This is a genomic window from Xanthobacter autotrophicus ATCC 700552 (assembly GCF_043194565.1).
GTDB classification, from domain to species: domain Bacteria; phylum Pseudomonadota; class Alphaproteobacteria; order Rhizobiales; family Xanthobacteraceae; genus Xanthobacter; species Xanthobacter autotrophicus_F.
The window spans coordinates 48,732-71,785 of record NZ_JBAFVS010000003.1 but is presented as its reverse complement, the minus strand read 5'-3'; the positions used below and the strand labels follow the sequence as shown (position 1 = coordinate 71,785).

The window sequence follows — 23,054 nt, the reverse complement described above, 5'->3', positions numbered from 1 at the left end:
GGGCGAAAGATGGCGGCGAGAGTGCGGATCAAGGCGGGGCCGGTCGAATTTGAATACGAAGGCGAGACCGAACTCGCTGTCGCCGACATCAAGGATCTGTTCTCACACATCGAGACGCTGTTCAAGGTTCCGGTATTGGCCGAGGGGGGCGATGGACACGCGCCAGTGTCCCAAGCGCACGCGGCCGAGCAGCCAAAGCCCAGGACGAATGGACCCACGCAGATGTTGCACGTCAACAGCATCGCCACGAATCTGAAGGGGAAATCAGCTACAGGTCTTGCTATCGCAGCGGCGGCGGCACTGCAGATCTTTGAGAAGAAACAGACGTTCACACGCGCCGAATTACTCGACACGATGAAGAAAGCGAATCTGCATTATAAAGATAGCATGTCGAGCAATCTCACTAAGACACTCGGAACGCTCGTCGGATCCAAATTCAATCAGGTCAGTGATGGCGTGTACTCACTGACTGCTGACGCTTTTCAAGATCTGGAATCGCAACTTGCTTGATGTGGGCGGGCTAAAGGACTGGCTGCATCGCGAGCTTCAGGTTCGAGACAAACTTCTGCTGGTCTTGGCGACCTTCGAACAGCCGGTGAAAGTCGTGGACGTGCGGAGCCGAGCCGAGGAGGCCGGCTTCAGGATTCCCAAGAAATGGAACATTTCGGATGTGCTCGGCCGTAGCGGCGGGCTGGCTATCCGCGTCCCATTGGGGTGGGAGTTGACCGACACCGGCAAGAATCATCTCCGCAATCTGGGCGTGACGTCCGTCAGCCCCGCGGCCATGCAAGTCGCCGCTGATCTACGGCAACATCTGGCAAAGGTGAAGAACTCGACTACACATGCCTTTGTGGAAGAGGCAATTAAGTGCCATGAGGCTAAGTTGTATCGGGCGGCGGTCGTCATGTCTTGGATTGCGGCCGTCGACGTTCTTTACCGCGATGTCGTTGCAAATCACCTTGCAGCTTTCAATGTGGAGGCCAAAAACTTCAATGCGAAATGGAAGCCAGCGGTGAACGAAGACGGCTTGGCCCGCATGGGGGAAGCCGATTTTCTTGACCGGCTAGTCCCGATTGGCGTCATCGGGAAGAACGTCAAGGAAGAGCTCGCAAAGGCGCTGAAGCTGCGGAACGGGTGTGGCCACCCCAACAGTCTCAAAATCGGACAGAATATGGTGGCGAGCCACCTGGAGATACTGCTCCTGAACGTGTTTGAGCCCTTTTCCGCCTAAGTTTTCAAGACTGCTGTATGGATTGATAAATATCTCCGTTTAGGGCGAGATTTTACTTCCCCTGTTGGTGCATTCAAGCGCTGCCTCACAGCCACCCTGAGATCATGTCGGTGGAAGTCTCCCCCCTAAACCCGTCTCCCCCAAGGGTGGCGCGCAACCCTCAGCTTGCCTTCCACCACGTCGTGCCGGGCGAGGATCTCGTCCAGGGCGGGCCGGCCGATGGACAGGGTGTCGAACAGGGTCGTCGCGATCTCGTCGATGGCGGCCTGGGCGTTGGCGTTGAGGACGAGGCGGCTGGCCTTGTCCGTGCAGTAGCCCATGAGCATGGCATTTTGCTCGGGGCCCAGGGCGAAGTGGGATCGCAGCGCGTGGATCTCGGCGTCGTCGGTGCGGTGGGAATCGATGCGCGGGATGTAGAGCGAAGCCAGCTTCTTCCAGTAGTGCGCTTCGGCGATCTGCCCGGCCAGGAGAATGACGATGGCGTCCTCGATGACGTGCCGGTCGGCGGTGATGTTCAGGTCCAGCAACAGCTCGGGCGCGCCCTCGAACCGCGTTTCCCCGCTCAGGCCGTGGGGCGGGTGAAGGGCCGCCTCGATCACGTTCCGCTTGTGGAGGAGGGCCACCAGCGCGTGCCCCGCCTCGTGGACCGCCACCGCCTTGCGCCGGATGTCCAGGGGGATCTCGTGGGCCGGCGTGGCGATCATGGATAAGGTTCGCAATGGCTGAGAAGGGGCGGGCTGAGAACGGGCGAAAGAGGGTCTTATACCATCGCGCACGCGATCTCCTCCAGCGGGATGTGCCTTGAGGGGCGGGGAGGGGGCAGATCCGCTCCGCCAACCCGCCGCCGGGGCTCCGTCCCGCCGCCGCGCCCCCTCCCCATCCCTCCCCCGCAAGCGGGAGAGGGAGCCGGCAGCGCGGTACGGCGTGTCGCCTACCGCGCGTCGGCCCGGATCATGTCGGCGGCCTTCTCGGCGATCATCATCACCGCCGCCGCCGTGTTGGCGGAGACGATGGTGGGCATCACCGAGGCGTCCACCACGCGCAGGCCCTCAAGGCCGATGACCTTGAGGCGCGGGTCCACCACCGCCGCAGGGCCTGTGCCCATGGCGCAGGTGCCGACTGGGTGGTAGATGGTCTGCCCGGTGCGGCGGGCGAATTCCAGGAAGTCCGCGTCGCTGCGCACATCCGGGCCGGGGTTCATCTCGAACGCCCGGTAGGGGTCCATGGCCGGCTGCTCGACGATGCGCCGCGCGAGCTTCATGCCCTCCACCAGGCAGTCGCGATCCTCCTGCGCCGCAAGGAAATTCGGCCGGATGGCCGGGGCCGTGAATGGGTCCGGCGAGGTGGCGTGGATGGAGCCGATGGAGTGCGGGCGCAACTGGGTGACGCCGATGGTCATGCCCGGCTCGCGGTCGAGCGCGCGGTCGGCGGCATTGGCATAGCTGGCGTGCATGAAGAAATACTGCACATCCGGCCCCTCCAGCCCCGGCCGCGTCTTCACGAAACCATGGGCAAGGCCGGTACCCAGCGTGAGAATACCTTTGCGCGTCAGGAAATACTGCGCAACTGCGCGCGCGAGGGCGAGGCCGCGGGTCTGCTCGTTGAGGGTCACCGGCTGCTTCACCCGCCAGTTCATGCGGGTGGCGAAATGGTCGCGATAATTGTTGCCGACGCCTGAAAGGGCATGCACCAGCGGGATGCCGGCGGCCCTCAGCGTGTCCGGATCGCCGATGCCCGACAGCTCCAGAAGCTGGGGCGACTGCACCGCCCCGGCCGCCAGCAGCACCTCGCCCCGCGCCGTCGCGGCCACCGCGCGCCCACTCCGCCCACCCTGCCGGTAGGTCACCCCGGTCACCCGCCGGCCGTCGAGGGTGAGGCAGAGGGCCTGGGCGCGGGTCACCACCTTGAGGTTGGGACGCGACAGGGCAGGGCGCAGATAGCCGTCCACCACGGTCCATCGACGCCCGTTTTTCTGGTTCACCTGATAATAGCCGAACCCGTCCTGATCTTTTCCATTGTAATCGGGGTTGCGCGGGAAGCCGGCCTGCGCCGCCGCATCAATGAAAGCCTCCGACAATACAGGGCGTTCGCCGACGCGCACGATGTTGATGGGGCCGTCGGTTCCGCGCACGGCGGTGTCGGCGTCGGAGGCCTCGAAGGTCTCGAACTTCTTGAAATAGGGCAGCACCTCGTCCCACCCCCATCCGGTGGCGCCGTGCTGCGCCCAGCCGTCGTAATCCTGGCGCTGGCCGCGCACGAAGATCATGCCGTTGATGAGGGTTGAGCCGCCCAGCCCCTTGCCGCGCGGCACCACGATGGGCCGGTTGTAGGTGGCCTCCTCCGGCTCGGTGTGGAAGCGCCAGTTGAAGGCGCTGCCCGCCAGAAGCTTGGAGAAGCCGGCCGGAATGGGCACCCAGAAGCCCCGGTCCGTGCCCCCCGCCTCCAGGAGGAGGACGGTGCGGCGGGGGTCTTCCGAGAGGCGGGCCGCAAGCATCGCGCCTGCGGTTCCGCCTCCCACGACGATATAGTCGAAGCTGTCCATGGCCTTGTTCCAGCTTGCCTTTTTGTGCGGGCGAGGGTCAGCCCCCGGCCGGCAGGACCTTTCCGGGGTTCAGGAAATCGTCCGGGTCGAGGGCTTTCTTCAGGGTGCGGGCGAGGGCGATCTCCGCCGGCGCGCGGCGCAGGAGAAGCTCGTCCACCCGGTACTGGCCGATGCCGTGCTCGGCGGAAATGGAGCCGGCAAAGCGGGCCACCACGTCGTGGACCAGGGTGTTGATGGCGGCGCCGTCCTGGCCCGGGGCGAGCACCACGTTGTAGTGGATGTTGCCATCGCCCAAATGCCCGAAGGCATTGACCTTTGCGCCCGGCGCACCCTCGGCGATGGCGATGTCGGCGGCCTCCAGGAAGGCGGGAACATCCACGATGGGCACGGAGACATCGTGCTTCATGCTCTTGCCCTCGCGGGCCTCGCCATCGGTAATGTGCTCGCGCAAGGCCCAGAGCTGGGTCGCCTGGGCGACCGTCTCGGCGATGACGCCGTCGAGCGCCGTGCCGTTCTCCAGCGCCGCCGCCAATGCCGCCTCCGCCGCCTCCCGCAGGCCGGACAGGCTGGCGCCGGCCTCCAGCAGCACGAACCAGTCGCCGGAGGCGATGGGCGGGGTGAGGTTGAGGTGTCGCTTCAGCAGGTCGAAGGAATAGCCGCTCATCAGCTCGAAGGCGGAGAGGGTGTCGCCCAGCTCATCCTGCGCCAGCGCCAGCAAGTCGAGGGCGGCTTGGGGGCTCGGCACGGAGAGCAGGGCGGTGATCGTATGCCGGGGCCGGGGCACCAGGCGCAGCACGGCGCCGGTGACGATGCCGAGGGTGCCTTCGGTGCCGATGAAAAGCTGCTTCAGGTCGTAGCCCGCATTGTCCTTGCGGAGCTGGCGGGCCATGTCCACAATGGTGCCGTCGGCGAGCACCACCTCAAGGCCGAGCACCAGCGCGCGGGCCATGCCGTAGCGCACCACGTTGACCCCGCCCGCATTGGTGGAGACCACCCCGCCCACGGTCGCCGAGCCTTCTGCCGCAAGGCTTATGGGCAGGAGGCGCCCGGCCTCGGCGGCGGCGTCCTGCGCCACCTTGAGGATGCAGCCGGCATCGGCCGAGATGGTGAGGCCCACCGGGTCCACCGCGCGCACCTTGTTCATGCGGGTGAGGGAGAGCACCACCTGGGCGCCCGAGGCGTCCGGCACCGCGCCGCCGGCAAGGCCGGTATTGCCGCCCTGGGGCACGATGGCGGCGCCGGCCGCGCGGCAGGCCTTCACCACCTCGGCCACCTCGGCGGTGGAGGCGGGGCGGGCGACGCACAGCGGGCGACCGGGAAACAGGCGGCGCCAGTCGATGGCATAGGAGGCCATGTCGGCCTCGTCGGCGAGGAGGCCGGAGGGGCCGAGAATGGCGGCAAGGCGGGAAACAAGATCGGCGCTCATGAGGCAGCCCTCAAGACATCTGGCATGAAACGGGTGCGGGCTTCAGCCGGATGGCCCCGCCCGCGCGGTGGCGAAGCGGATGCATCCGTTGGCCGCGCGCCGCAAGCCCCTTTCTCCCGCAAAGGCCGTGTCCTTGCCGTGGAAAGCCGGGACACGGCGCGCCGTCACACATAGCCGTAGGCGGTCCAGCCGCCGTCCACGCCCATCACCTGCCCGGTGACGGCGCTTGAGGCGTCGGAGGCGAGAAACACCGCCATGCGCGCCACTTCGTCCGCCTCCACCAGCCGGCCCATGGGGGTGCGGGCCTTCAGGCGGTCGAGGTCGAGGCGGCCGTGGGCGGCGAGGTCGTCCAGCAAGGCGGTGCGCACATAGCCGGGGGCGATGGCATTCACCCGCACCTTGTCCCGCGCCCATTCGCAGGCGAGCGCCTTGGCCATCATGGCGACGCCGGCCTTGGAGGCGCAATAGCCGATGCGCTCGGGCGCGGCCACCACGCCATACATGGAGGCCATGAGCAGCAGGGAACCGCCGCCCTGGGCGATCATGCGCCGCCCCGCCTCCTGCGCCGTGAGGAAGGTGCCGGTGAGGTTGATGGCGATGACGCGGTCCCATTCCTCCTCGGTGACCGAGAGGGTGGGTGCGTTCTGGGAGATGCCGGCGTTGGCGAGGCAGATGTCCACCGGGCCGAAGCGGGCCTCGGCAGCGTCGAAGGCGCGGACGATATCCGCCTTCCGCGTCACCGAGCCCTTGACCGCGATAGCCTCGCCCAGCTCCTGCGCCCGCGCCTCGGCGGCGGGGTCGAGGTCCAGCAGCACCAGCGATGCGCCCTCCGCCCGGAACGCCTGCGCGATGGCAAGGCCCAGCCCCGAGGCGCCGCCGGTGATCAGGGCGCAGCGGCCGGCGAGGGCGCCAGTCCCGGCGCCGGTCATGCTTGTGCTCCCGCAAGCGCGCGCATGCCGAGGAAGTCGGCCATGAGGTCAAGCTGGCAGGCCAGCATGGGCTTGCCGAAATGGATGCGGCAGCCCTTGGCTTTGGCGGCGGTGAGGAGGGCGGTTTCCTCCGGCTGCATGATCACCTCGGCCACGATCTGCTCCGGGGCAAGGCGCGTGGCATCAAGCGGCAGGGCATCGCCCTCCTTCAGGCCGAGGGAGGTGCCATTGACCACGATGTCGTGGCCGGAGGGGTCGGGCGTGCCGATCTCCACCTGCGCCGCCGGATAGGCCGCGGCGAGGCGGGCGGCGAGGTCTTCCGCCTTGGCGCGGGTGCGGTTGGCGATGGTGAGGCGGGAGACGCCGGCCTCCACGAAGGCGAAGGCGATGGCGTTGGCCGCCCCGCCGGCGCCGGCGAGATAGACGCTCCTGCCCTTGGGATCGATGCCCGCCGCCAGCAGGCCGCCGACGAAGCCCTTGCCGTCCAACATCTCGCCGATCAACCGGCCATCGGCCTCGCGGCGCACGGTGTTCACAGCGCCGATGCGGCGGGCGCTGTCGGAGACGGCGTCGCACAGGTCCACGATGGCGGTCTTGTGGGGCACGGTGACCACGAAGCCGCCGAGGCTCTTCATGGCCCTGAGGCCAGCCACCAGGGTGGCAAGCTCGTCCGGGGCGACGTGGAACGGCACCATCACCCCGTCCACACCCTCGCGCGCCATCAGCGCATTGAGCATCTGCGGCGTCTTCACGTGGTGGATGGGGTCCGCGAGGATGCCGTAGACGCGGGTCAAGCCGGTGATCTCGGGGGTGGGCTGGGGCGTGGTCATGGGGGCAGATCCGGGGCTCAGATGCCGAGATAGGCGGTCTTGATGTGCGGGTCGGACAAAAGGCCGATGCCGGTGTTCTCGAGGGCGATCTGGCCGTTCTCGATCACATAGGCGCGGTCGGCGATCTTCAGGGCGTGGAACGCCTTCTGCTCCACCAGCAGCACGGTGGTGCCGCTCTTGCAGATGCGGTCGATGACGTCGAACATCTGCTGCACGATGATGGGGGCAAGGCCCAGCGAGGGCTCGTCCAGCATCAGCAGCTTGGGCTTTGCCATCAGCCCGCGGGCGATGGCCACCATCTGCTGCTCGCCGCCGGAGAGGGAGCCGGCCATCTGGTCGAGGCGCTCGCGCACGCGGGGAAAGATGTCCAGCACCTCGTCGAAGCGCGCGGCCATGCCGGCGCGGACCTTGGGGTGGTAACCGCCCATCAGCACGTTGTCGCGCACGCTCATCACCGGGAACAACTGGCGGGCTTCCGGCACCATGATGAGGCCTGAGCCCACGATCTCGTCCGGCGGCATGCGGTCGATGCGCTGGCCGTCGAACTCGATGCTGCCGGCGGTGGGCTTCACGAGGCCGGATATGGCGCGCAGCAGCGTCGTCTTGCCGGCGCCGTTGGAGCCGATGATGGTCACCACCTCGCCGCGCCCCACCCTCAGCGAGATGTCCTGCAGGATGACGGTGCGGCCGTAGCCGGCGGTGATCTCAGAGACCTTGAGCATCGACGAAATCCTCTCCGAGATAGGCCTCGATCACCCGTCGCTCGCGCACCACGGCGTCGGGCTTGCCTTCGGCGATCACCTTGCCGCTGTCGATCACCACGATGCGGTCGGACAGGCTCATGATGGCCTGCATGTTGTGCTCGATGGCGATCACGGTGACGCCGGTGTCGCGGATGGCGCGGATCAGCTCCACCATCTTCAGGGTGTCGGACTGGCTCTGGCCGGCCATCACCTCGTCGAGCAGCAGGATAGTGGGCTCGGTGGCCAGCGTCCGCGCCACCTCCAGCCGCTTCAGGCCGCCGATGGGCAGGGTGCCCGCCTCCACGTCCTTCACGTCGTCGAGGCCCATGAGCTTGGCCACCCGCAGGGCGACGGCGCGGGCATCGTCCACCGAGCGATGCCGCAGGAAGGCGCCGATCATGATGTTCTCCAGCACGGAGAGCTTGCCGAAGGGCTGGACGATCTGGAAGGTACGGCCGATGCCGAGCCGGGCGAAGGCATCCGGCGCGCTGGGCTGATGCCACTTGCCGTCGGGGCCGAGGATCTCGATGGTGCCGGCATTGGGCGTGAGGAAGCCCGAGAGCTGGGCGAAGACGGTGGTCTTGCCGGCGCCGTTGGGGCCGATCACGCCGAGGATCTCGCCCCGCTTCAGGGTGAGGGAGACGTTGTCGGTGGCGGTCAGCCCGCCGAAGCGCTTGACGAGGTTCTGCGCCTTCAGCACCACCTCGCCGGGGGTGCCGGTGATGATCTTGGTGGCGGGCGCGACCACGTCCGCGCGGGTCCGCCCGCCGCCGGGCAGCCTGTCGATGAGGCGCACCACGAACGGGCCGAAGGTGCCGACAAGCCCGCCCGGCAGGGTCAGGGTGATGATGACCAGCACGGACCCATAGACGAAGCCGTGCAGGCCATTGGCCGAGGCCCCGAGCCAGCCGCGGGCGAGTTCCGCGAGCGGAACCACCAGCACCGTGCCGAGCAGGGGCCCCGCCACCGTCCCGAGGCCGCCTATCAGGGCAAACATGGCGATCTCGATGGCGGTGGCGAGGGAGAACAGCGTCGCGGGCTCCAGGAAGGTCATGTACATGGCGTGGAACGTGCCCACCAATGCGGTGAGCGCCGCCGAGATCGCCATGGCCCAGAGCTTGACGCCGTTGATGTTGATGCCCGCCGCCTGGGCCGCGCTGTCACGCTCGCGCACAGCGGTGAGCGAATAGCCGAGGCGGGAATGGCGGATCGCGTAGGACACCGCCAGGCAGAGCACCAGAAGACCGAATGCGATGTAGAGATAGTTGATCTTGTCGCGGAAGATCATCCACGGCCAGCCGATCTGCAGCGGCACCACGAGGCCGGCTGAGCCGCCGGTGACCCCGTTGAAGTGGATGGACAACAGCCGCACCACCTCCAGGAAGGCGATGGTGGCGAGCGAGAAGAACGGCCCGCGCAGGCGGAAGCAGGGATAGCCGATGCCGAGGCTCACGAGGGCCGCCAGTGCCGCGCCGGCGATCATGCCGATCCACGGCGAGAGGCCGAAATGGGTCAAGAGCAGCGCCGCCGTATAGCCGCCCAGCCCGTAGAACACCGTGTGGCCCAGCGACAGCTGCCCGGCATACCCGCCGAGGATGTTCCAGGCGGTCGAGAGCGCGCCGAACACGCAGATGGTGACGAACACATGCACCATGAAGGTGGAGCCCGACCAGGCCGGGATGATGACCAGCAGCGACAGGGCGATCAGCGCGCAATAGACCCGCGGATCGGTGAGCCGCGACAGGACGGAGAGCCCGCCGGGGGCGGCCGGGGCGGTCCGGGAGTCCTTGAGCGAGGAGTCGTGAAGGCTCATCGGGTCACTCCGTGCCGCGACCGAGGCCGAACAGGCCCGTCGGCTTGAAGATGAGGATCAGGAGGAACAGCGCGAAGTAGACGACTTCTTTCAGGTCGGGCGCGATGTAGTAACCGGAGAGGCTGTCCACGAGGCCGATGATCATGGCCCCGAAGAAGGCGCCGTACATGGAGCGCATGCCGCCCAGCACCACCACCACGAAGGCGGTGAGCACGAAATAGGTGCCGATGGTGGGCGTCACCGGGTAAAGCGGCATCACCAGCGCGCTGGCGAGGCCCACGCAGGCCGCGCCCATGCCGAAGGCGATGACGTAGATCTTGTCCACCTTCACGCCCATCAGCAGCGCCGCGTTGCGGTTCTGCGCCGTGGCGCGGATGGCGCGCCCCAGCGCGGTGGACTGCATGAACAGGTGGAGCCCCGCCACCAGCGCCAGGGCGCAGACGAACATCACGATCTGCCCCTTCACCAAAGTGAAGCCGGCGACCTGAACCGAGCCCTGGGCCGTGGAGGGGGGCACCGAGTAAAGATCGGCGCCGAACAGCAGCAGCGCCAGGTTCACCAGTGCGGTGGACAGGCCGACCGTGGCGAAGATCTGGATGTGCTCGTCGGCGGAGAGCAGCGGCTGGATGATGAACCGCTGCACCAGCGCGCCGAGGGCGAACAGCAGCAGCACCACCGGCACGGCGGACGCATAGGGATGCAGGCCGAACTTCGCGGCGAGCAGGTAGGCGGCATACATGCCCACCATCAGGAACTCGCCATGGGCGAAGTTGACCACCCGGACGATGCCGAAGATGAGAGTGAGGCCAACGCTGATGATGGCATACATGCTGCCAAGCAGGATGCCGTTGAGCACCAGCTGAATGAGAACGTCCATGGCGCTCCGCTCCAGTAGTCCGCAGGGTCTTTCGGCACGAGGCCGGACATGGGGTGGATGTCTTGGGGTGGATGGCTTGGGGAATGAACCTTGTGGATGCCGCCCCCGCGCGAGGCCAGATCGCGCGGGGGCTGCGCGGCGGCCGGTCAGGGGCGCCGCAGGCAATCGAGAAGCTGTTCAGACGAAGCGGAACCCGATCCGCCTGAGGAAAGCATTCCCGATGATCAGTTGGAGCCGACGCCGACCTTCATCTTGGCCACCGCCGCCGCCTCGGGGAACACGGTGACGAGGTTGCCGCCCTGCCACTGCATCAGGAACGGCTTGGCGCGGGTGTTCTGGCCCTGCTCGGAGAACTTGGCACCCCAGCCGGTGGCGGTTTCGCCCACGGGGATGTCCACCTTCATCACGGCGGCCCGCACCTTGTCGGCGTCCGTGCTCTTGGCGGCCGCGATGGCATCGAAGAACACCTTGGCGCCCATGTAGTTGGCGAGCGAATGGCCGGAACGGGGGTCGATGCCGTACTTCGCCTTGTACTTGCCCACGAATTCCGTGAGGCCGGGGGCGGCCTTGGGGTTCGTGTTATACTGGGTGAAGTCCACGTCGAGGGCGCCTTCCATGTTCTCCGCGCCCACCGCCATCATGGTGTCACGGGTGGAATAGCCGCCGCCGGCGCCCATCACCGCCTTGGGCTTGTAGCCCTGGTCCTTCATCTGGCGGAAGAACAGCACGGTGTCGTTCTGGTAGGAGGTCTGCAGCACCACGTCCACGCCCGCGGACTTGAGGCGCAGGATGACCGGGGTCAGGTCCACGGACTTGGCCGAATAGGGCAGTGTTTCCACCACGTTGAGGCCCATTTCCTTGGCGCGGGTCTTCTGATAGCCGGAGACCGTCTGGCCGTAGAGGCTGTCCTCGTGGATGATGCCCACCTTCAGGTCGGCGGGCTTCGCGCCCAGCGCCGGGGCGATGGCCTCGATCACCGAATCCACCATGCGGTTGGCGAAGTCACGCGCCGTGGCATTGGTGCGGTAGACGTATTTGAAGCCGCGCTCGGTGATGGGATCGGACACCGCGCCAAGCTCGAAATAGGGGATGCCGGCAAGCTCGGTCACCTGCGTCGCCGCCAGCGACAGGGACGAGGAATAGGTGCCGAAGATGGCCGAGACCTTGTCCACCGAGGTCAGGCGCCGCGCCTCGCCCACCGCCTGGTTGGGATCGACCGCGTCGCCCTTGATGAACTCGATCTTCTTGCCGTCGATGCCGCCGGCCGCGTTGCGCTCCTCCACCGCCAGCTCGAAGCCGCGGAAGCTCTCATCGCCGAGCAAGGCGAGGCCGCCGGAGAAGGGATAGAGGGCGCCGAACTTGATGGTGCCCTGGGCCGCCGCAGGACCCGCGAAGGGGGAGGCGGCAACAAGCAGTGCAGCGGCCAACGCCGCCCGCGCGAAACTCTTCATCGGCTCCTCCCTCGTCCGGCGCGTCTCAGGCCGGCTCTTGCAACCCGTTATTCGGGCACGATTTTTGAGCGCCCATTGGCGATGGGGTCGGCAGTGCCGCCCCGTTTGACGCTGCGGATAATGCAGATAACCAAGTTGCCTGACAAGTAGGACTTCTGTAGTTTTCCCCGCATCGAGGTGGCCGCCGCGACGAGGCGCTGGCAAGACGCCGCGCGGAAGGCTCTGAACGCGAGAAAAGAGAGCATGTCGTCCGATCCGCTTGCGCTGCGGGCTGGTCGGAGCGTGCTTCAGGGAGAAATGCCAATGGTTGAAGTTCCTGATTTTATGCGCCAGGCGCGCTTCACCGGTGCCGGCGGACCGGAGGTCATCGCCATCGAGACCGCGCCAGTGCCGCGCCCGGGGCCGGGCCAGGTGCTGGTGGAGGTGGTGGCCGCGGGCGTCAATCGCCCCGACTGCCTCCAGCGCGCCGGCAATTATCCTCCGCCCCCTGGTGCGACCGAAGTTCCGGGGCTCGAAATCGCCGGTCGTGTCATCGCGCTCGGTGAGGGTGTTGAGTCCCCGAAGGTCGGCGACGAAGTCTGCGCCCTGGTGATTTCGGGCGGCTATGCCGAGTATTGCGTTGCGGAAGCGCCGCTTTGCCTCCCCATTCCCAAGCCGCTGTCCCTGCTTGAGGCCGCCGGGCTGCCGGAAAACTACTACACCGTCTACGACAACGTCTTCACCCGTGGACGGTTGAAGGCGGGTGAGACCATCCTGATCCATGGCGGGTCGAGCGGCATCGGCTCCACCGCCATCCAGCTGGCGCACCATGCCGGCGCGCGCGTCATCGCCACCGCCGGCTCGCCGGAGAAGTGCGAGTTCTGCCTGAAGCTTGGCGCGGACGCCGCCATCGACTATCGCGCCAAGGACTTCGTGGCCGAGGTGAAGGCGCTGACCGACGGGCGCGGCGTGGACGAGATCCTCGACATGGTGGGTGGCCCCTACGTGGCGCGCAATCTCCAGGCGCTGGCGGTGGAAGGGCGCCTCGTGCAGATCGCCTTCCTGCAGCCGAGCGAGGTCACCATCGACCTCATGCCGGTGATGCTGAAGCGCCTGACCTTCACCGGCTCCACCCTGCGCGCCCGCTCCGTGGCGCTGAAATCCGCGATTGCCGACGCGCTGAAGCGGGACGTGTGGCCGCTGCTGGAGGCCGGCACGATCAAGCCCTTCGTCCACGCCACCTTCCCGCTGGATCAGGCGCGGGAGGCCCATGCGCTGATGGAATCGAGCGCCCACCTCGGCAAGATCATGCTGGAGACCGGACGGTGAGCCTCTCGTCTTCCCCCGTCGTCTTCGTCACCGGAGCCGGGCGCGGCATCGGCCGTGCCATGGCGGACGCCCATGCGGACGCGGGCTCAGCCGTCGCCTATGTGGACTTTGATCCCATCCTTGCGGAGGAGGCGGCCCATGCCGCCGTCCTGCGCGGGGTGAAGGCCGTGGGCCTTGCCGCCGACGTGGCGGACTATGCCGCCGTGGAAGCCGCCGCCCGCGCGGCAGCCGCGGCGCTCGGCCCGGTGAGCGTGCTGGTCAACAATGCCGGCATCTCGCCCAAGGGCGGGGCCGACGGGCGCCGCGCCGAGGCCCCGGACATGGATCCGGCGGAATGGCGGCGGGTGATCGACGTCAATCTCACCGGCGCCTTCAACTGCGTGCGCGCCCTTTCGCCGGGCATGAAGGCGCTGGGGCAGGGGCGTATCATCAACATCTCGTCGGTGGCCGGGCGCACCTATTGCGACATCGTGGGGGTGCATTATGCCGCCTCCAAGGCCGCCCTCATCGGCTTCACCAAGCATCTGGCGGGAGAGCTGGGGCCTTACGGCATCACGGTGAACGCTATCGCGCCTGGCCGCATCGACACGCCCATGGTGCGCGGCACCGCCACCGCCGCCAACGAGGCGGTGCGGCTCTCGACGCCGCTGCGCCGTCTCGGCCAGCCGGAGGAGGTGGCGGAGGTCTGCCGCTTCCTATCCTCGGATGCCGCCGCCTTCGTCACCGGCCAGGTGATCGATGTGGCCGGCGGCTGGCTGATGACCTGAAGTTCGGGAGCGTCCTCATGTTCGACTTCAGAAACCGCACCCTGCTGCTCACCGGCGCCAATGGCGGCATCTCCCGCGCCATCGCGGAGACCTTCTTCGCGCTCGGCGCCAATTGCGTGCTCACCGATCTCGATGAGGCCGGCATTGCCGCCTTCGCCCGGGAGCTGGACCCCAGCGGCGCCCGTGCCATCGGCATCCGGCAGGATGCGGCCGAGCCGGCCGACGCCGACCGCGCCCTGGCGCTGGTGAAGGAGCGCTTCGGCGCGCTGGACGTGCTGGTCACCTCCGCCGGCCTCTATCGCGACCGCAAGGTGGCGGAGATGACCGACGCCCACTGGCGCACCGGCATTGCGGTGAATCTCGACGGGGTGTTCTACACCTGCCGCGCCGCCATTCCCCATTTCTCGCAGAACGCGGCCATCGTGAACGTCGCCTCCATGGCGGGGCATCGCGGCAGCGTGGGGCATGCGGACTATGCGGCGGCCAAGGGGGCGGTGCTCAACTTCTCCCGGACGCTGGCCATGGAGCTGGCGCCCCGGGTGCGGGTGAATTCCGTATCTCCCGGCCTCATCGACACGCCCATGGTGCGCGGCCTGATGGAAGCCAATGGCGCCGCTCTGATCGCCGGCACGCCGGCGAAGCGGCTCGGCACGCCGCAGGAGGTCGCCCGCGTGGTGGCCTTCCTCGCCTCCGACTGGTCGAGCTTTGTTACCGGCGAGACGGTGCATGTGAACGGCGGGCTTTATATTGCCAGTTGAGTCGCGCCTTGCTGCGCGCGGCTCGTTGGTCAAGCCCGCGCGGCGATTGAGCGTAGCCGACTCGGCATCGGTCGGAGACCGAGGCTGATGGTATGAGGAGCAACGGCCCATGAGCTTGCCTCATGAGCCGTTGGTCAAGCCCGCGCGGCGATTGAGCGTAACCCACTCGGCATCGGTCGGAGACCGAGGCCGATGGTATGAGGACCAACGGCCCACGAGCTTATCTCATGGGCCGTTGGTCAAGCCCGCGCGGCGATTGAGCGTAGCCCACTCGGCATCGGTCGGAGACCGAGGCCGATGGTATGAGGAGCAACGGATGGCCCAACCCCGCGACATCATCGGCCGGGCGCCCTCCCTCGCCGAGACGCTGGCGCACCGGCTCCGGGAGGAGATCGCCTCCGGCCGCCTCCAGCCGGGCGAGCGGCTGCCCACCGAGCACCAGATGGCCGAGACCTACGGCGTCAGCCGGCCCATCGTGCGCGAGGCGGTGGGGCGGCTGAAGCATGACGGCCTCGTCACCACCCGCCAGGGCGCGGGGGCGTTCGTGGCCGAGCCGGGCGCCGCCTCCACCTTCCGGCTCGACATCGCCGACCTGAGCGACAAGGTGGAGATGCGCGCCATCGTGGAACTGCTCATGGCGGTGGAGGCCACGGCCACCGCCCATGCCGCCGTGCGCCGCTCGGACGAGGACCTCGCCCGCATCGGGGTCCAGCTCGACGCCATGCAGGACGCCATCGACCGCGGCGAGCCGGGCGTGGACGAGGACATGGCCTTCCACCGCGCCATCGTGGAGGCGACGGGCAATCCCTACTTCCGCGACCTGTCCCAGTTCCTCGATCACCGGGTGCGCTACTTCATCCGCACCGCCCGCGCCAACACGGCACGGCTCGGCGGGTTGCCCCAGGCGGTGCAGCGCGAGCACGAGGCCATTTTCGCCGCCATCGAGAAAAAGGACCCCGCCGCCGCCCGCGCCGCCGCCGAAGAGCACCTGCGCAACGCCGCCGCCCGCCTCGCGGTGTATCTGGGGCCGTAGGGGGCTTCGCGCCCCGGCCGACTGGAGCGATAGCGGAAGGAGAGCCGGGGTCCAGCGCAAGAGGCCGCCGCAGGCGCTTCCTGCCCCCTGCACGGTAAAAGGGATATGGCCTGCTGCGCGGGAGTCCTGCGCTTACGTCCCGGCTCGGCGCTCCAGCTGCGCTGTCGCTGGTCCGGGACACGATGGCCACGCCCGCGCCTGCGGGGCAAAGGCGCGTCCCATTCCGGCACAGTCTTCGTGCCGCGGCCGCACGCAGCGGGAACGCAGGGTGTCCGAATCGGTTCTCGCTAGCATTTCCCGGTTCGTTCCTTCCGGGGCCTTGGCTTCAGCGTCTGGCGTCTTGCCCCCTCCCCAACCCTCCCCCGCAAGCGGGAGAGGGAGTTGGCTGGCACTTCCCCGCCCATCTCCCCATCGTCGCCCTCCGGCTCGACCGGAGGGCCCATCTCGCCGCTTTGCAAGCCCCCGCCGCCGGGTGCGGTGCGAACCCTCTCCCGCGTGCGGGGGAGGGCAGGGTGGGGGCTGGTGCCTTCCCGCCGGTGCGGATCTCTGCGGGGGAGGGCTCTGCCCCCTCCCCAACCCTCCCCCGCAAGCGGGAGAGGGAGTTGGCTGGCACTTGCCCGCCCATCTCCCCATCGTCGCCCTCCGGCTCGACCGGAGGGCCCATCTCGCCGCTTAGCAAGCCCCCCGCCACCGGGTGCGGTGCGAACCCTCTCCCGCGTGCGGGGGAGGGCAGGGTGGGGGCTGGTGCCTATCCGCCGGTGCGGATCTCTTCGGGGGAGGGCTCTGCCCCCTCCCTAACCCTCTCCCGCGTGCGGGGGAGGGGGCCGCGCCGGTTTGGGACGCGGAAAGTGGCCCCTTACGCCATCCTCCCTCACCGCCGCTCGAAGGTGCCGAGGCCGTTGTCGTTGAAGAATTCCACCTTCATCCGCCGGTCCGCGAAGGTGACCTGCGATACCGATCCCATTGGCGCCGTCTCCTCGCCCTCAGGGCGGAAGATGAAATCATCCCCGCTCCAGTGGTCGAGGGTGAACACCCGTGGCTTCGGCCCCACGGTGAGGACGAGCCGGCCCTTCTCCTCGCTCACCCGCGCCTCGCCGAAATAGGCATTGGCATAGGTGCCCGCATAGGTGGACAGCGGCTTGGCCGGCGCGGGCTTTGCGGGCGCGCTCTTGCCGGCGAGGGCGCCGAGCGGCGTGTAGAGCGGATCGATGAGGGGGCCATAGGCGGTGAGCCAGTCCCGCGTCACCGTGCCGAACTGGGCAAGGTCCATGAAGCTGGCCGACAACGCCTCCGGCACGCCGGTGGGCTGGGCATTGGTGAGCACCACGATGCCCAGCTTCTCGGACGGCAGCAGCATGTAGGTGGTGCCGGCGCCGAGAATGAAGGCGCCGGAATGGTCGACCATCACCCGGCCGGCGGGCGACACGTTCACGGCGAAGCCGAAGCCGTAGAAGCCGGCACGGGCATCGACCGCATAGGCGGGCGAGGAGATCATCTGCGGCCGCATGGCCGGCAGCAGCGCCTTCTCGGGCACGATCTGACGGCCCTCAAAAGTGCCGCCGCCGAGCACGAAACCGAGCCAGTGGGCCATGTCCCGCACGGACGAACTCACCCCGCCCGCCGGGGACTGGGCCTGCGGATCGCGCTGGAATTTCGCCGCGAAGGTCTTGTTGTCCGAGGTTTTGCTCTCCCCGATCTTGCCGACCCGCACATGGGGCACGGCGCGGTTGGGGCGGGCCATGTAGTCGGAAAAGCGCGAGGAGGTGGCGGTCATGCCGAGCGGCTTGTAGAGCACCGCATCCGACAGGGTCTCCCAGTCCTTGCCCGCCGCGCTGGCCACCGCCTCGGCGGCGGCGGTGACGCCGAAATTTGTGTAGGCGTAAGAGACCCGGAACGGGGCGAGGGGCAGCTTCTTCAGCCGCTCCAGCACCTGCCGGCGATCATAGCCGAGGTCTTCCAGCTCGTCGCCGGCATGGTCCGGCAGGCCGGAGCGGTGGCTGTAGAGGTCGGCGATGGTGACGTGCCCGGACACCCAGTCATCGTTCAGGGCGAACCAGGGCAGAAGGTCCTCCACCGGGGTGTCCCACTTCACCGTGCCCCTGCCCACCTCATGGGCCACCACGCTTGAGCCCACCGACTTGGACAGGGAGGCGAGCTGGAACACGGTGTCGGCGTCGATGGCCGCGCTCTCGCCCACCTTGCGCACGCCGTAGCCCTTGAGGAACACCGTCTTGCCCTCATGCACCACGGCCACCGCGAGGCCGGGCACGCCGCTGCGCGTCATGAGGTCCCGGGCGAGGGCGTCGACCTTGCCCACCGCCATCTCGATCTGCCCCGTGGGGATGGGCACGCCGGATGTCTGCGGCGGTGGCCGGGAGGCGTCGATCCGGGTCTGGGCGAGGGCCGGGGCGGCGAGGAGGAGGAGGGCGAGGGCGGTGCAGGACAGGCCTGCGCGCCGGCCGGTTCGGGGGAAACGCCTGTGGGCCATGGGTGTTGCCTCCGTTCGCCCGCACTCACCGGCGCGGGCTGCTTGTGGCTCCAGGCTTAGCGGCAGGGGCGGGCAGCCCGCAAGGGGCGGAGGGAGCGGGGGTTCAGGTGCCCGGCGACAACGGCTGAGGCCGTCAGTCCGAGCCACCCTCACATCACCGCGGCGAGCCTTGGCGTCTCGTTGGAATTGGCGGCGCGCCCGTTCACCGGCAGGCGGACGATGACGGTGGTGCCGCGGCCCTCGATGGAGCGGATGCGCATGGCGCCGCCGTGCAGCTCCACCAGCGACTTGGCGATGGCAAGGCCGAGGCCCGAGCCCTTGTGGGTCTTGGTGAACTGGCTTTCCACCTGCTCGAACGGCCGCCCGATCCGCGCCAGCGCGTCCTTGGCGATGCCGATGCCGGTGTCCTCGATGGCGATCACCGCCGCCGCGCCGTTGATGCGCGCCTTCACCGCGATGTTGCCACCCTCGGGGGTGAACTTCACCGCATTGGAGAGCAGGTTCAGCAGGATCTGCTTCAGCGCCCGGCGATCGCCCTTGATGGCGAGGTTGTGCGCCGCCGCCATGGTCATGGTGATGTTCTTCTCGTCGCCGTTCACCGCAGTGACGCGCAGGGCATCGGCGATGATGTCGTCGAGGGCCAGGTCCTCCACCTCCAGCTGCATGCGGCCGGCCTCGATCTTCGACATGTCGAGAATGTCGTTGATGACGTCGAGGAGATAGGTGCCGGAGCCTTTGATATCGGTGCAATATTCGGCGTATTTCTCGGAGCCGAGCGGGCCGAACATGCCGCTCTCCATGATCTCCGAGAAGCCGATGATGGCGTTGAGCGGCGTGCGCAGCTCGTGGGACATGTTGGCGAGGAACTCGCTCTTGGCGCGGTTGGCGTCCTCGGCCTTGTTGCGCTCTTCCGAATACTTCTCCGCCAGTTCCGCCAGCTGCTGGGCCTGGTGCTCCAGGGTCTGCTGGGACTTGCGCAGGTCCGCCACCAGCGCCATCAGGCGCTTCTCATTGTCCATGAGGCGCTCCTCATGGCGCTTCATGGTGGTGATGTCGGTGCCCACCGAGACGTAGCCGTTATCCTTGGTGCGGCGCTCGGCGATCTTCAGCCAGCGGCCGTTGGAGAGCTGGGCCTCGAAGGCGCGCGAGCCCTCCTCGGGCTTGTCCTCGGGCTTCAGGGGGGTGCGGGTGATGGGGTGGCGGCCCACCGAGGCGATGGTCTCGAACGGGGTGCCGGCGTGGATCGCGTCGTCGGGCAACTCGTGCAGGGTCTGGAACTTGGAATTGCACAGCACCAGCCGGTTCTGGCTGTCCCACAGCACGAAGGCTTCCGAGATGCTCTCGATGGCGTCGCGCAGGCGCATGTCGGCGGTCACCGTGCGCTCGGCCATGCGCTGGGCCTCGGTGACATCCATGGCGATGCCGATGAGGTGGGGGCCGTCCTCGCCCTGCTGCTGGACCACTTCGGCGCGCATGCGCAGCCATACGAAGTCGCCCTTGGCGGTGCGCATGCGGAACACCCGGTCCACCGGCGTGCCCGGCCGCTCGGCCAGCTCCTGGGCCAGCTCGTAGAGGTCGCCGTCGTCGGGATGCACGAGCTTCGCGATTTCGCCGAAGGAGACCAATTCGTCCTTCCGCTCCAGCCCGAGGATTTCGAACATGGTGTCGGACCAGTACATGCGCCCGCGGGCCATGTCCCAGTCCCACATGCCGCAGCGGCCGCGGTTGAGCGCGGTGTCGATGCGCCGGCGCACGGTGTCGTAGATGGCGTCGGCCTCGCGGGCCCGGCTCGCCTGCCAGTGGAACGAGAAGCCGAGGATGAGCAGCACCGTGCCGGTGGTGGTGAACAACGTCACCGTCAGCGTGGTGGAATCCGACCACGCCGCCAGCGCCCGCTCGGTGGGCTGGAGGAAGACGATCTGCCCCAGCGGGGCGTTGAGGTTGCGCACGGTGGCGAGCGCGGTGGCCTCGCCGAACGGCACCTCCAGCACGCCGGCGCGCTCGGCGAAGATGACGAGGGGCTGGGCGGGATCGATGACGTCGGCCAGATTCGCCGGCGCCTCGCCGCGGGGGGCGGAGGCGATGATGCGGCCCTGGGCGTCGGTGACATAGACGCGCCGCCCGCTCTCGGTGGCGCGGGGCGGCAGGCTCTCCTCCAGGGCGGAGGGCACGCGGGCAAGGGCGTTGCCGGCGCGCAGGGTCATCCCCTCGGCGGTGGCGAGGGCGAGCAGGGAGAGATCGTCCTTGGCGTTGTTGAGCTCGGCCACGCGGTGGGCGTGGATCTGCACCACCGCGCCGACCCCGATCACCACCAGGAAGGTGACGATGAGCGCCGGGACGATCCTGCGCAGGACCGGTTCCGCATCAAGCAGGCGCTGGTAGGCAGGACGCGCGATCGACCGTGCCAGACCTCGAATGGCTTGGTCGCGCACGCCTACGCTCTCAGCGTTGGCGCGTGCCATCGCCGGTCTCCTCCGGGTGTCCGGGGGCTCTGAGCGGCCTACTGCTCTTGAAGCCCCCACGTCCTAGATCTGGAGGGACGTGCCGCATCTCTCCGAATCGAGCCCATTGGAATCGAATCGGGGGGCTGTTGTCTAGAGTCCAGCCGAGTCAAGGGGCGAATAATTACGGCCACGCCTTGGTTTTGGAGGTGTTTCGGAGCGGCGGACGGCGCTTGTGGACATTGCCGGGCGTCGCGACGCTGGGTCGCCGTGGACGGGGCGGCAGCGGGGTGCTTCCTTGCGCTCCCATACAGGAGGAAAACATGACCGACATCTGGTTCAAGGCGGGTGAAGCGACGGTTCTCGCGGCGGACGGGCAGGCCACCGACGCCATGCCGGAAGTGCTCATCGGCTCCGTGCGCGGCCCGGTGGGGCAGGCGCTCGCCTCCATGATGGGGCAGGTGCAGGGCCACACCCGCATGTTCGTGGTGCGCGACCTGAACCAGCTGGTGCGCCCGCTGACCATGATGACCACCAAGGCCACCATCCATACCGTCGAATATGTGGACCTGCTGGGCGGCGTGGTGCAGGCGGCCATGGGCGACGCCATCATCGATTGCGTGAGCGAAGGCATCCTGCCCAAGGACGAGGTGGACGAACTGGCCATGATCATCATGGTGTGGCTCGACCCGCGCTGTGCCGAGGACCCGGACCTCGACAAGGCCGACCTCTACCGCACCAATTACGAGGCCACCAAGCTCGCCATCTCCCGCGCCATCAAGGGCGAGCCGACCATCGACGAGCTGATCGCCAACCGCAAGACCGTGAAGCACTACGCCCTTGAAGGGGTAGTGGAATACTGACCTGGCCCGCTGTTGCGGCTCAGCTCACGGTGACGTTGGTAGAGGCCGTCCCGGGTCTGCGCTAGGGATAAGGCACGCGCCGCGATCGGGGGCTCACATCATCCGATCGCGTCCCGGCTTCGTATCGAGTGCATGGATGTCGCCGAGCCCAGCCTGTCGGTTCTCTCTCTCCACCCGTCGCCCCCGGCGGGGGTGCGTCCGCATGGTGATGCGCCGCCGGACGGCCTGTTTTCTGTTCCGGCCGCCGGATTGCCAGCCGGGTTGCCAGCCATGAGCTCTGCCCCGCCCGTGCCCGGCGCCCGCACGGGGGCCGACATGAGCGCGCTCGTGGTCGCCATCGCCCGGACGGCCGACCGGGAGGCCTTCGCCCTCCTGTTCCGCCATTTCGCGCCCCGGGTGAAGGCGTTCCTCATGCGCAGCGGGCTTTCCGCCAACGCGGCGGAGGAACTGGCGCAGGAAACCCTGCTGACGGTGTGGCGCAAGGCGTCCTACTTCGATCCGGCCCGCGCCGCCGCCTCCACCTGGATCTTCACCATCGCCCGCAACCTCTCCATCGACCTGAAGCGCCGCGAGCGCCATATGGGGACCGTCGATCTGGATGCGGTGGACGAGGAGGCCGACGAGACCTCCGGCGAGACCATCCTCATGTGCGCCGAGCGTGAGGCGCGGGTGCGGGCGGCCCTCTCCAAGCTGTCCGAGGAGCAGGCCGCCATCGTTCGGCTCTCCTTTTTTCAGGAGAAGCCCCATTCGCAGATCGCACAGGAGCTGGGTATTCCGCTCGGCACCGCCAAGTCGCGCGTCCGCCTGGCGTTGAGCCGCCTGCGCACGCTGCTGGAAGATTTGAAATGAGCGTTCATTCCCATCCCGGCGACGAGACGCTGCTGCGCCTTGCGGCCGGCACGCTGCCGGCCGGGCCGGCTTTGCTGGTGGAGATCCATCTTCAGGGCTGCCCGCTCTGCCGCACGGCGGTGCGCCGGTTCGAGGCGGTGGGCGGGGCGCTGCTGGATGCGGTAGAGCCCGCGGCCCTGGCCGGCGACGCCTTCGCCCGCACCCTCGCGCGGCTTGGTCCTGAGCCCATGTCCGGGGGGCTGAGGGGCGGCGGCGCGCGGCGCGATCACCTGGAAGCCGGCTTTTCGGCGGCCGCAGCAGCATCGCGCCTGCCCGAAGGACTGGTGCTGCCGGCGGGCGTCCGCCTGCCCGGGCCGCTCGCCTCCCGCCGCATCGGCGCCCTCATGCCCGTGGCGCCGGGGGTGCGGGTGGGCCGGGTGCATGTTCCCGAGGACGGGCAGTCCAACGTCTTCCTGTTCCAGATCGGGCCGGGCCGGGCCATTCCCCAGCACACCCATGCCGGGACCGAATATACCCACGTCATCTGCGGCGGCTTCAGCGACCCGTCCGGCCATTACGGTCCCGGCGATATCGTGGAGGCGGACGGGGATGTGGATCATTCGCCGCGGGTGGACGAGGACGGCACCTGCATCTGCCTCGCGGCCTTCGAGGGGCGGCCGCGTTTTCGCGGCCTGCTGGGCGTGGTGCTGCGGCCGTTCCTGTAGG

At 68.2% G+C, this 23,054-nt stretch carries 21 protein-coding genes; 9 read left to right on the top strand and 12 right to left on the bottom strand.

What is annotated here, in order from left to right:
* The first annotated feature begins 9 nt into the window (after positions 1-9).
* Together V5F48_RS03940 and V5F48_RS03935 are read left to right on the top strand one after the other, a co-directional pair.
* Entirely contained in the window at positions 10-510 is a 501-nt protein-coding gene (locus V5F48_RS03940) for a hypothetical protein (RefSeq protein ID WP_394040291.1), read from the top strand.
* Position 511: 1 nt separating this feature from the next.
* Positions 512-1,231, top strand: a complete 720-nt coding sequence (locus V5F48_RS03935; RefSeq protein ID WP_394040711.1) for a hypothetical protein — start codon at positions 512-514, stop codon at positions 1,229-1,231.
* Positions 1,232-1,356: 125 nt separating this feature from the next.
* Here V5F48_RS03935 and V5F48_RS03930 read toward each other — a convergent pair whose 3' ends face one another.
* The 10 genes from V5F48_RS03930 to V5F48_RS03885 form a co-directional block, all read right to left on the bottom strand.
* Positions 1,357-1,935 carry a hypothetical protein gene (locus V5F48_RS03930; protein ID WP_394040289.1) on the bottom strand — a complete coding sequence of 193 codons (579 nt, stop codon included), beginning with the start codon at positions 1,933-1,935 and terminating at the stop codon, positions 1,357-1,359.
* 227 nt (positions 1,936-2,162) lie between these two features.
* Positions 2,163-3,773 (bottom strand): GMC family oxidoreductase, encoded by a 1,611-nt coding sequence (locus V5F48_RS03925; RefSeq protein ID WP_394040287.1) that lies wholly within the window; start codon positions 3,771-3,773, stop codon positions 2,163-2,165.
* 37 nt (positions 3,774-3,810) lie between these two features.
* Positions 3,811-5,199, bottom strand: coding sequence for an FAD-binding oxidoreductase (locus V5F48_RS03920; RefSeq protein ID WP_394040285.1), 1,389 nt, complete (start codon positions 5,197-5,199; stop codon positions 3,811-3,813).
* Positions 5,200-5,363: 164 nt separating this feature from the next.
* Positions 5,364-6,128, bottom strand: a complete 765-nt coding sequence (locus V5F48_RS03915) for an SDR family NAD(P)-dependent oxidoreductase (protein ID WP_394040283.1) — start codon at positions 6,126-6,128, stop codon at positions 5,364-5,366.
* On the bottom strand, positions 6,125-6,958 hold the full coding sequence (locus V5F48_RS03910) for a shikimate dehydrogenase family protein (protein WP_394040281.1): 834 nt from the start codon (positions 6,956-6,958) through the stop codon (positions 6,125-6,127). Before V5F48_RS03910 ends, V5F48_RS03915 begins: the two co-directional genes overlap by 4 nt.
* Before the next feature lie 17 nt (positions 6,959-6,975).
* Positions 6,976-7,680, bottom strand: a complete 705-nt coding sequence (locus V5F48_RS03905) for an ABC transporter ATP-binding protein (RefSeq protein ID WP_394040279.1) — start codon at positions 7,678-7,680, stop codon at positions 6,976-6,978.
* On the bottom strand, positions 7,664-9,514 hold the full coding sequence (locus V5F48_RS03900; RefSeq protein WP_394040277.1) for a branched-chain amino acid ABC transporter ATP-binding protein/permease: 1,851 nt from the start codon (positions 9,512-9,514) through the stop codon (positions 7,664-7,666). Before V5F48_RS03900 ends, V5F48_RS03905 begins: the two co-directional genes overlap by 17 nt.
* Before the next feature lie 4 nt (positions 9,515-9,518).
* A complete protein-coding gene (locus V5F48_RS03895) occupies positions 9,519-10,391 on the bottom strand; it encodes a branched-chain amino acid ABC transporter permease (RefSeq protein ID WP_394040275.1) in 873 nt (290 codons plus the stop codon).
* Positions 10,392-10,615: 224 nt separating this feature from the next.
* Positions 10,616-11,842: an ABC transporter substrate-binding protein gene (locus V5F48_RS03890; protein WP_394040273.1), complete on the bottom strand. Its 1,227-nt coding sequence runs from the start codon at positions 11,840-11,842 to the stop codon at positions 10,616-10,618.
* 47 nt (positions 11,843-11,889) lie between these two features.
* Complete coding sequence (locus tag V5F48_RS03885; RefSeq protein ID WP_394040271.1) at positions 11,890-12,087, bottom strand: hypothetical protein; 198 nt, start codon at positions 12,085-12,087, stop codon at positions 11,890-11,892.
* 52 nt (positions 12,088-12,139) lie between these two features.
* Between V5F48_RS03885 and V5F48_RS03880 the strand changes: the two genes are divergently transcribed.
* The 4 genes from V5F48_RS03880 to V5F48_RS03865 all read left to right on the top strand — a co-directional run bounded on the left by V5F48_RS03880 (position 12,140) and on the right by V5F48_RS03865 (position 15,708).
* Entirely contained in the window at positions 12,140-13,150 is a 1,011-nt protein-coding gene (locus V5F48_RS03880; RefSeq protein ID WP_394040269.1) for an NAD(P)H-quinone oxidoreductase, read from the top strand.
* A complete protein-coding gene (locus V5F48_RS03875) occupies positions 13,147-13,917 on the top strand; it encodes an SDR family oxidoreductase (RefSeq protein ID WP_394040267.1) in 771 nt (256 codons plus the stop codon). Before V5F48_RS03880 ends, V5F48_RS03875 begins: the two co-directional genes overlap by 4 nt.
* Before the next feature lie 17 nt (positions 13,918-13,934).
* Complete coding sequence (locus V5F48_RS03870; RefSeq protein ID WP_394040265.1) at positions 13,935-14,675, top strand: SDR family NAD(P)-dependent oxidoreductase; 741 nt, start codon at positions 13,935-13,937, stop codon at positions 14,673-14,675.
* A 316-nt stretch (positions 14,676-14,991) separates the two neighbouring features.
* Positions 14,992-15,708, top strand: a complete 717-nt coding sequence (locus V5F48_RS03865) for a FadR/GntR family transcriptional regulator (RefSeq protein WP_394040263.1) — start codon at positions 14,992-14,994, stop codon at positions 15,706-15,708.
* An 871-nt stretch (positions 15,709-16,579) separates the two neighbouring features.
* Here V5F48_RS03865 and V5F48_RS03860 read toward each other — a convergent pair.
* Entirely contained in the window at positions 16,580-18,196 is a 1,617-nt protein-coding gene (locus tag V5F48_RS03860; RefSeq protein WP_394040261.1) for a serine hydrolase, read from the bottom strand.
* 149 nt (positions 18,197-18,345) lie between these two features.
* Entirely contained in the window at positions 18,346-20,658 is a 2,313-nt protein-coding gene (locus V5F48_RS03855; protein ID WP_394040259.1) for a sensor histidine kinase, read from the bottom strand.
* Positions 20,659-20,960: 302 nt separating this feature from the next.
* Here V5F48_RS03855 and fae point away from each other — a divergent pair, with 302 nt between their 5' ends.
* The 3 genes from fae (at position 20,961) to V5F48_RS03840 (ending at position 23,053) form a co-directional block, all read left to right on the top strand.
* On the top strand, positions 20,961-21,500 hold the full coding sequence (gene fae / locus V5F48_RS03850; protein WP_394040257.1) for a formaldehyde-activating enzyme: 540 nt from the start codon (positions 20,961-20,963) through the stop codon (positions 21,498-21,500).
* 270 nt (positions 21,501-21,770) lie between these two features.
* Positions 21,771-22,349: a sigma-70 family RNA polymerase sigma factor gene (locus V5F48_RS03845; RefSeq protein WP_394040255.1), complete on the top strand. Its 579-nt coding sequence runs from the start codon at positions 21,771-21,773 to the stop codon at positions 22,347-22,349.
* Entirely contained in the window at positions 22,346-23,053 is a 708-nt protein-coding gene (locus V5F48_RS03840) for a cupin domain-containing protein (protein WP_394040253.1), read from the top strand. Before V5F48_RS03845 ends, V5F48_RS03840 begins: the two co-directional genes overlap by 4 nt.
* Position 23,054: the final 1 nt, after the last annotated feature.

Bases quoted from the DNA above. Each gene is read 5' to 3' on its own strand.
- V5F48_RS03940 (WP_394040291.1), top strand. From the start codon at position 10: ATGGCGGCGAGAGTGCGGATCAAGGCGGGGCCGGTCGAATTTGAATAC.
- V5F48_RS03930 (WP_394040289.1), bottom strand. From the start codon at position 1,935: ATGATCGCCACGCCGGCCCACGAGATCCCCCTGGACATCCGGCGCAAG.
- V5F48_RS03925 (WP_394040287.1), bottom strand. From the start codon at position 3,773: ATGGACAGCTTCGACTATATCGTCGTGGGAGGCGGAACCGCAGGCGCG.
- V5F48_RS03920 (WP_394040285.1), bottom strand. From the start codon at position 5,199: ATGAGCGCCGATCTTGTTTCCCGCCTTGCCGCCATTCTCGGCCCCTCC.
- V5F48_RS03915 (WP_394040283.1), bottom strand. From the start codon at position 6,128: ATGACCGGCGCCGGGACTGGCGCCCTCGCCGGCCGCTGCGCCCTGATC.
- V5F48_RS03910 (WP_394040281.1), bottom strand. From the start codon at position 6,958: ATGACCACGCCCCAGCCCACCCCCGAGATCACCGGCTTGACCCGCGTC.
- V5F48_RS03905 (WP_394040279.1), bottom strand. From the start codon at position 7,680: ATGCTCAAGGTCTCTGAGATCACCGCCGGCTACGGCCGCACCGTCATC.
- V5F48_RS03900 (WP_394040277.1), bottom strand. From the start codon at position 9,514: ATGAGCCTTCACGACTCCTCGCTCAAGGACTCCCGGACCGCCCCGGCC.
- V5F48_RS03895 (WP_394040275.1), bottom strand. From the start codon at position 10,391: ATGGACGTTCTCATTCAGCTGGTGCTCAACGGCATCCTGCTTGGCAGC.
- V5F48_RS03890 (WP_394040273.1), bottom strand. From the start codon at position 11,842: ATGAAGAGTTTCGCGCGGGCGGCGTTGGCCGCTGCACTGCTTGTTGCC.
- V5F48_RS03885 (WP_394040271.1), bottom strand. From the start codon at position 12,087: ATGCTCTCTTTTCTCGCGTTCAGAGCCTTCCGCGCGGCGTCTTGCCAG.
- V5F48_RS03880 (WP_394040269.1), top strand. From the start codon at position 12,140: ATGCCAATGGTTGAAGTTCCTGATTTTATGCGCCAGGCGCGCTTCACC.
- V5F48_RS03870 (WP_394040265.1), top strand. From the start codon at position 13,935: ATGTTCGACTTCAGAAACCGCACCCTGCTGCTCACCGGCGCCAATGGC.
- V5F48_RS03865 (WP_394040263.1), top strand. From the start codon at position 14,992: ATGGCCCAACCCCGCGACATCATCGGCCGGGCGCCCTCCCTCGCCGAG.
- V5F48_RS03860 (WP_394040261.1), bottom strand. From the start codon at position 18,196: ATGGCCCACAGGCGTTTCCCCCGAACCGGCCGGCGCGCAGGCCTGTCC.
- V5F48_RS03855 (WP_394040259.1), bottom strand. From the start codon at position 20,658: ATGGCACGCGCCAACGCTGAGAGCGTAGGCGTGCGCGACCAAGCCATT.
- fae (WP_394040257.1), top strand. From the start codon at position 20,961: ATGACCGACATCTGGTTCAAGGCGGGTGAAGCGACGGTTCTCGCGGCG.
- V5F48_RS03845 (WP_394040255.1), top strand. From the start codon at position 21,771: ATGAGCTCTGCCCCGCCCGTGCCCGGCGCCCGCACGGGGGCCGACATG.
- V5F48_RS03840 (WP_394040253.1), top strand. From the start codon at position 22,346: ATGAGCGTTCATTCCCATCCCGGCGACGAGACGCTGCTGCGCCTTGCG.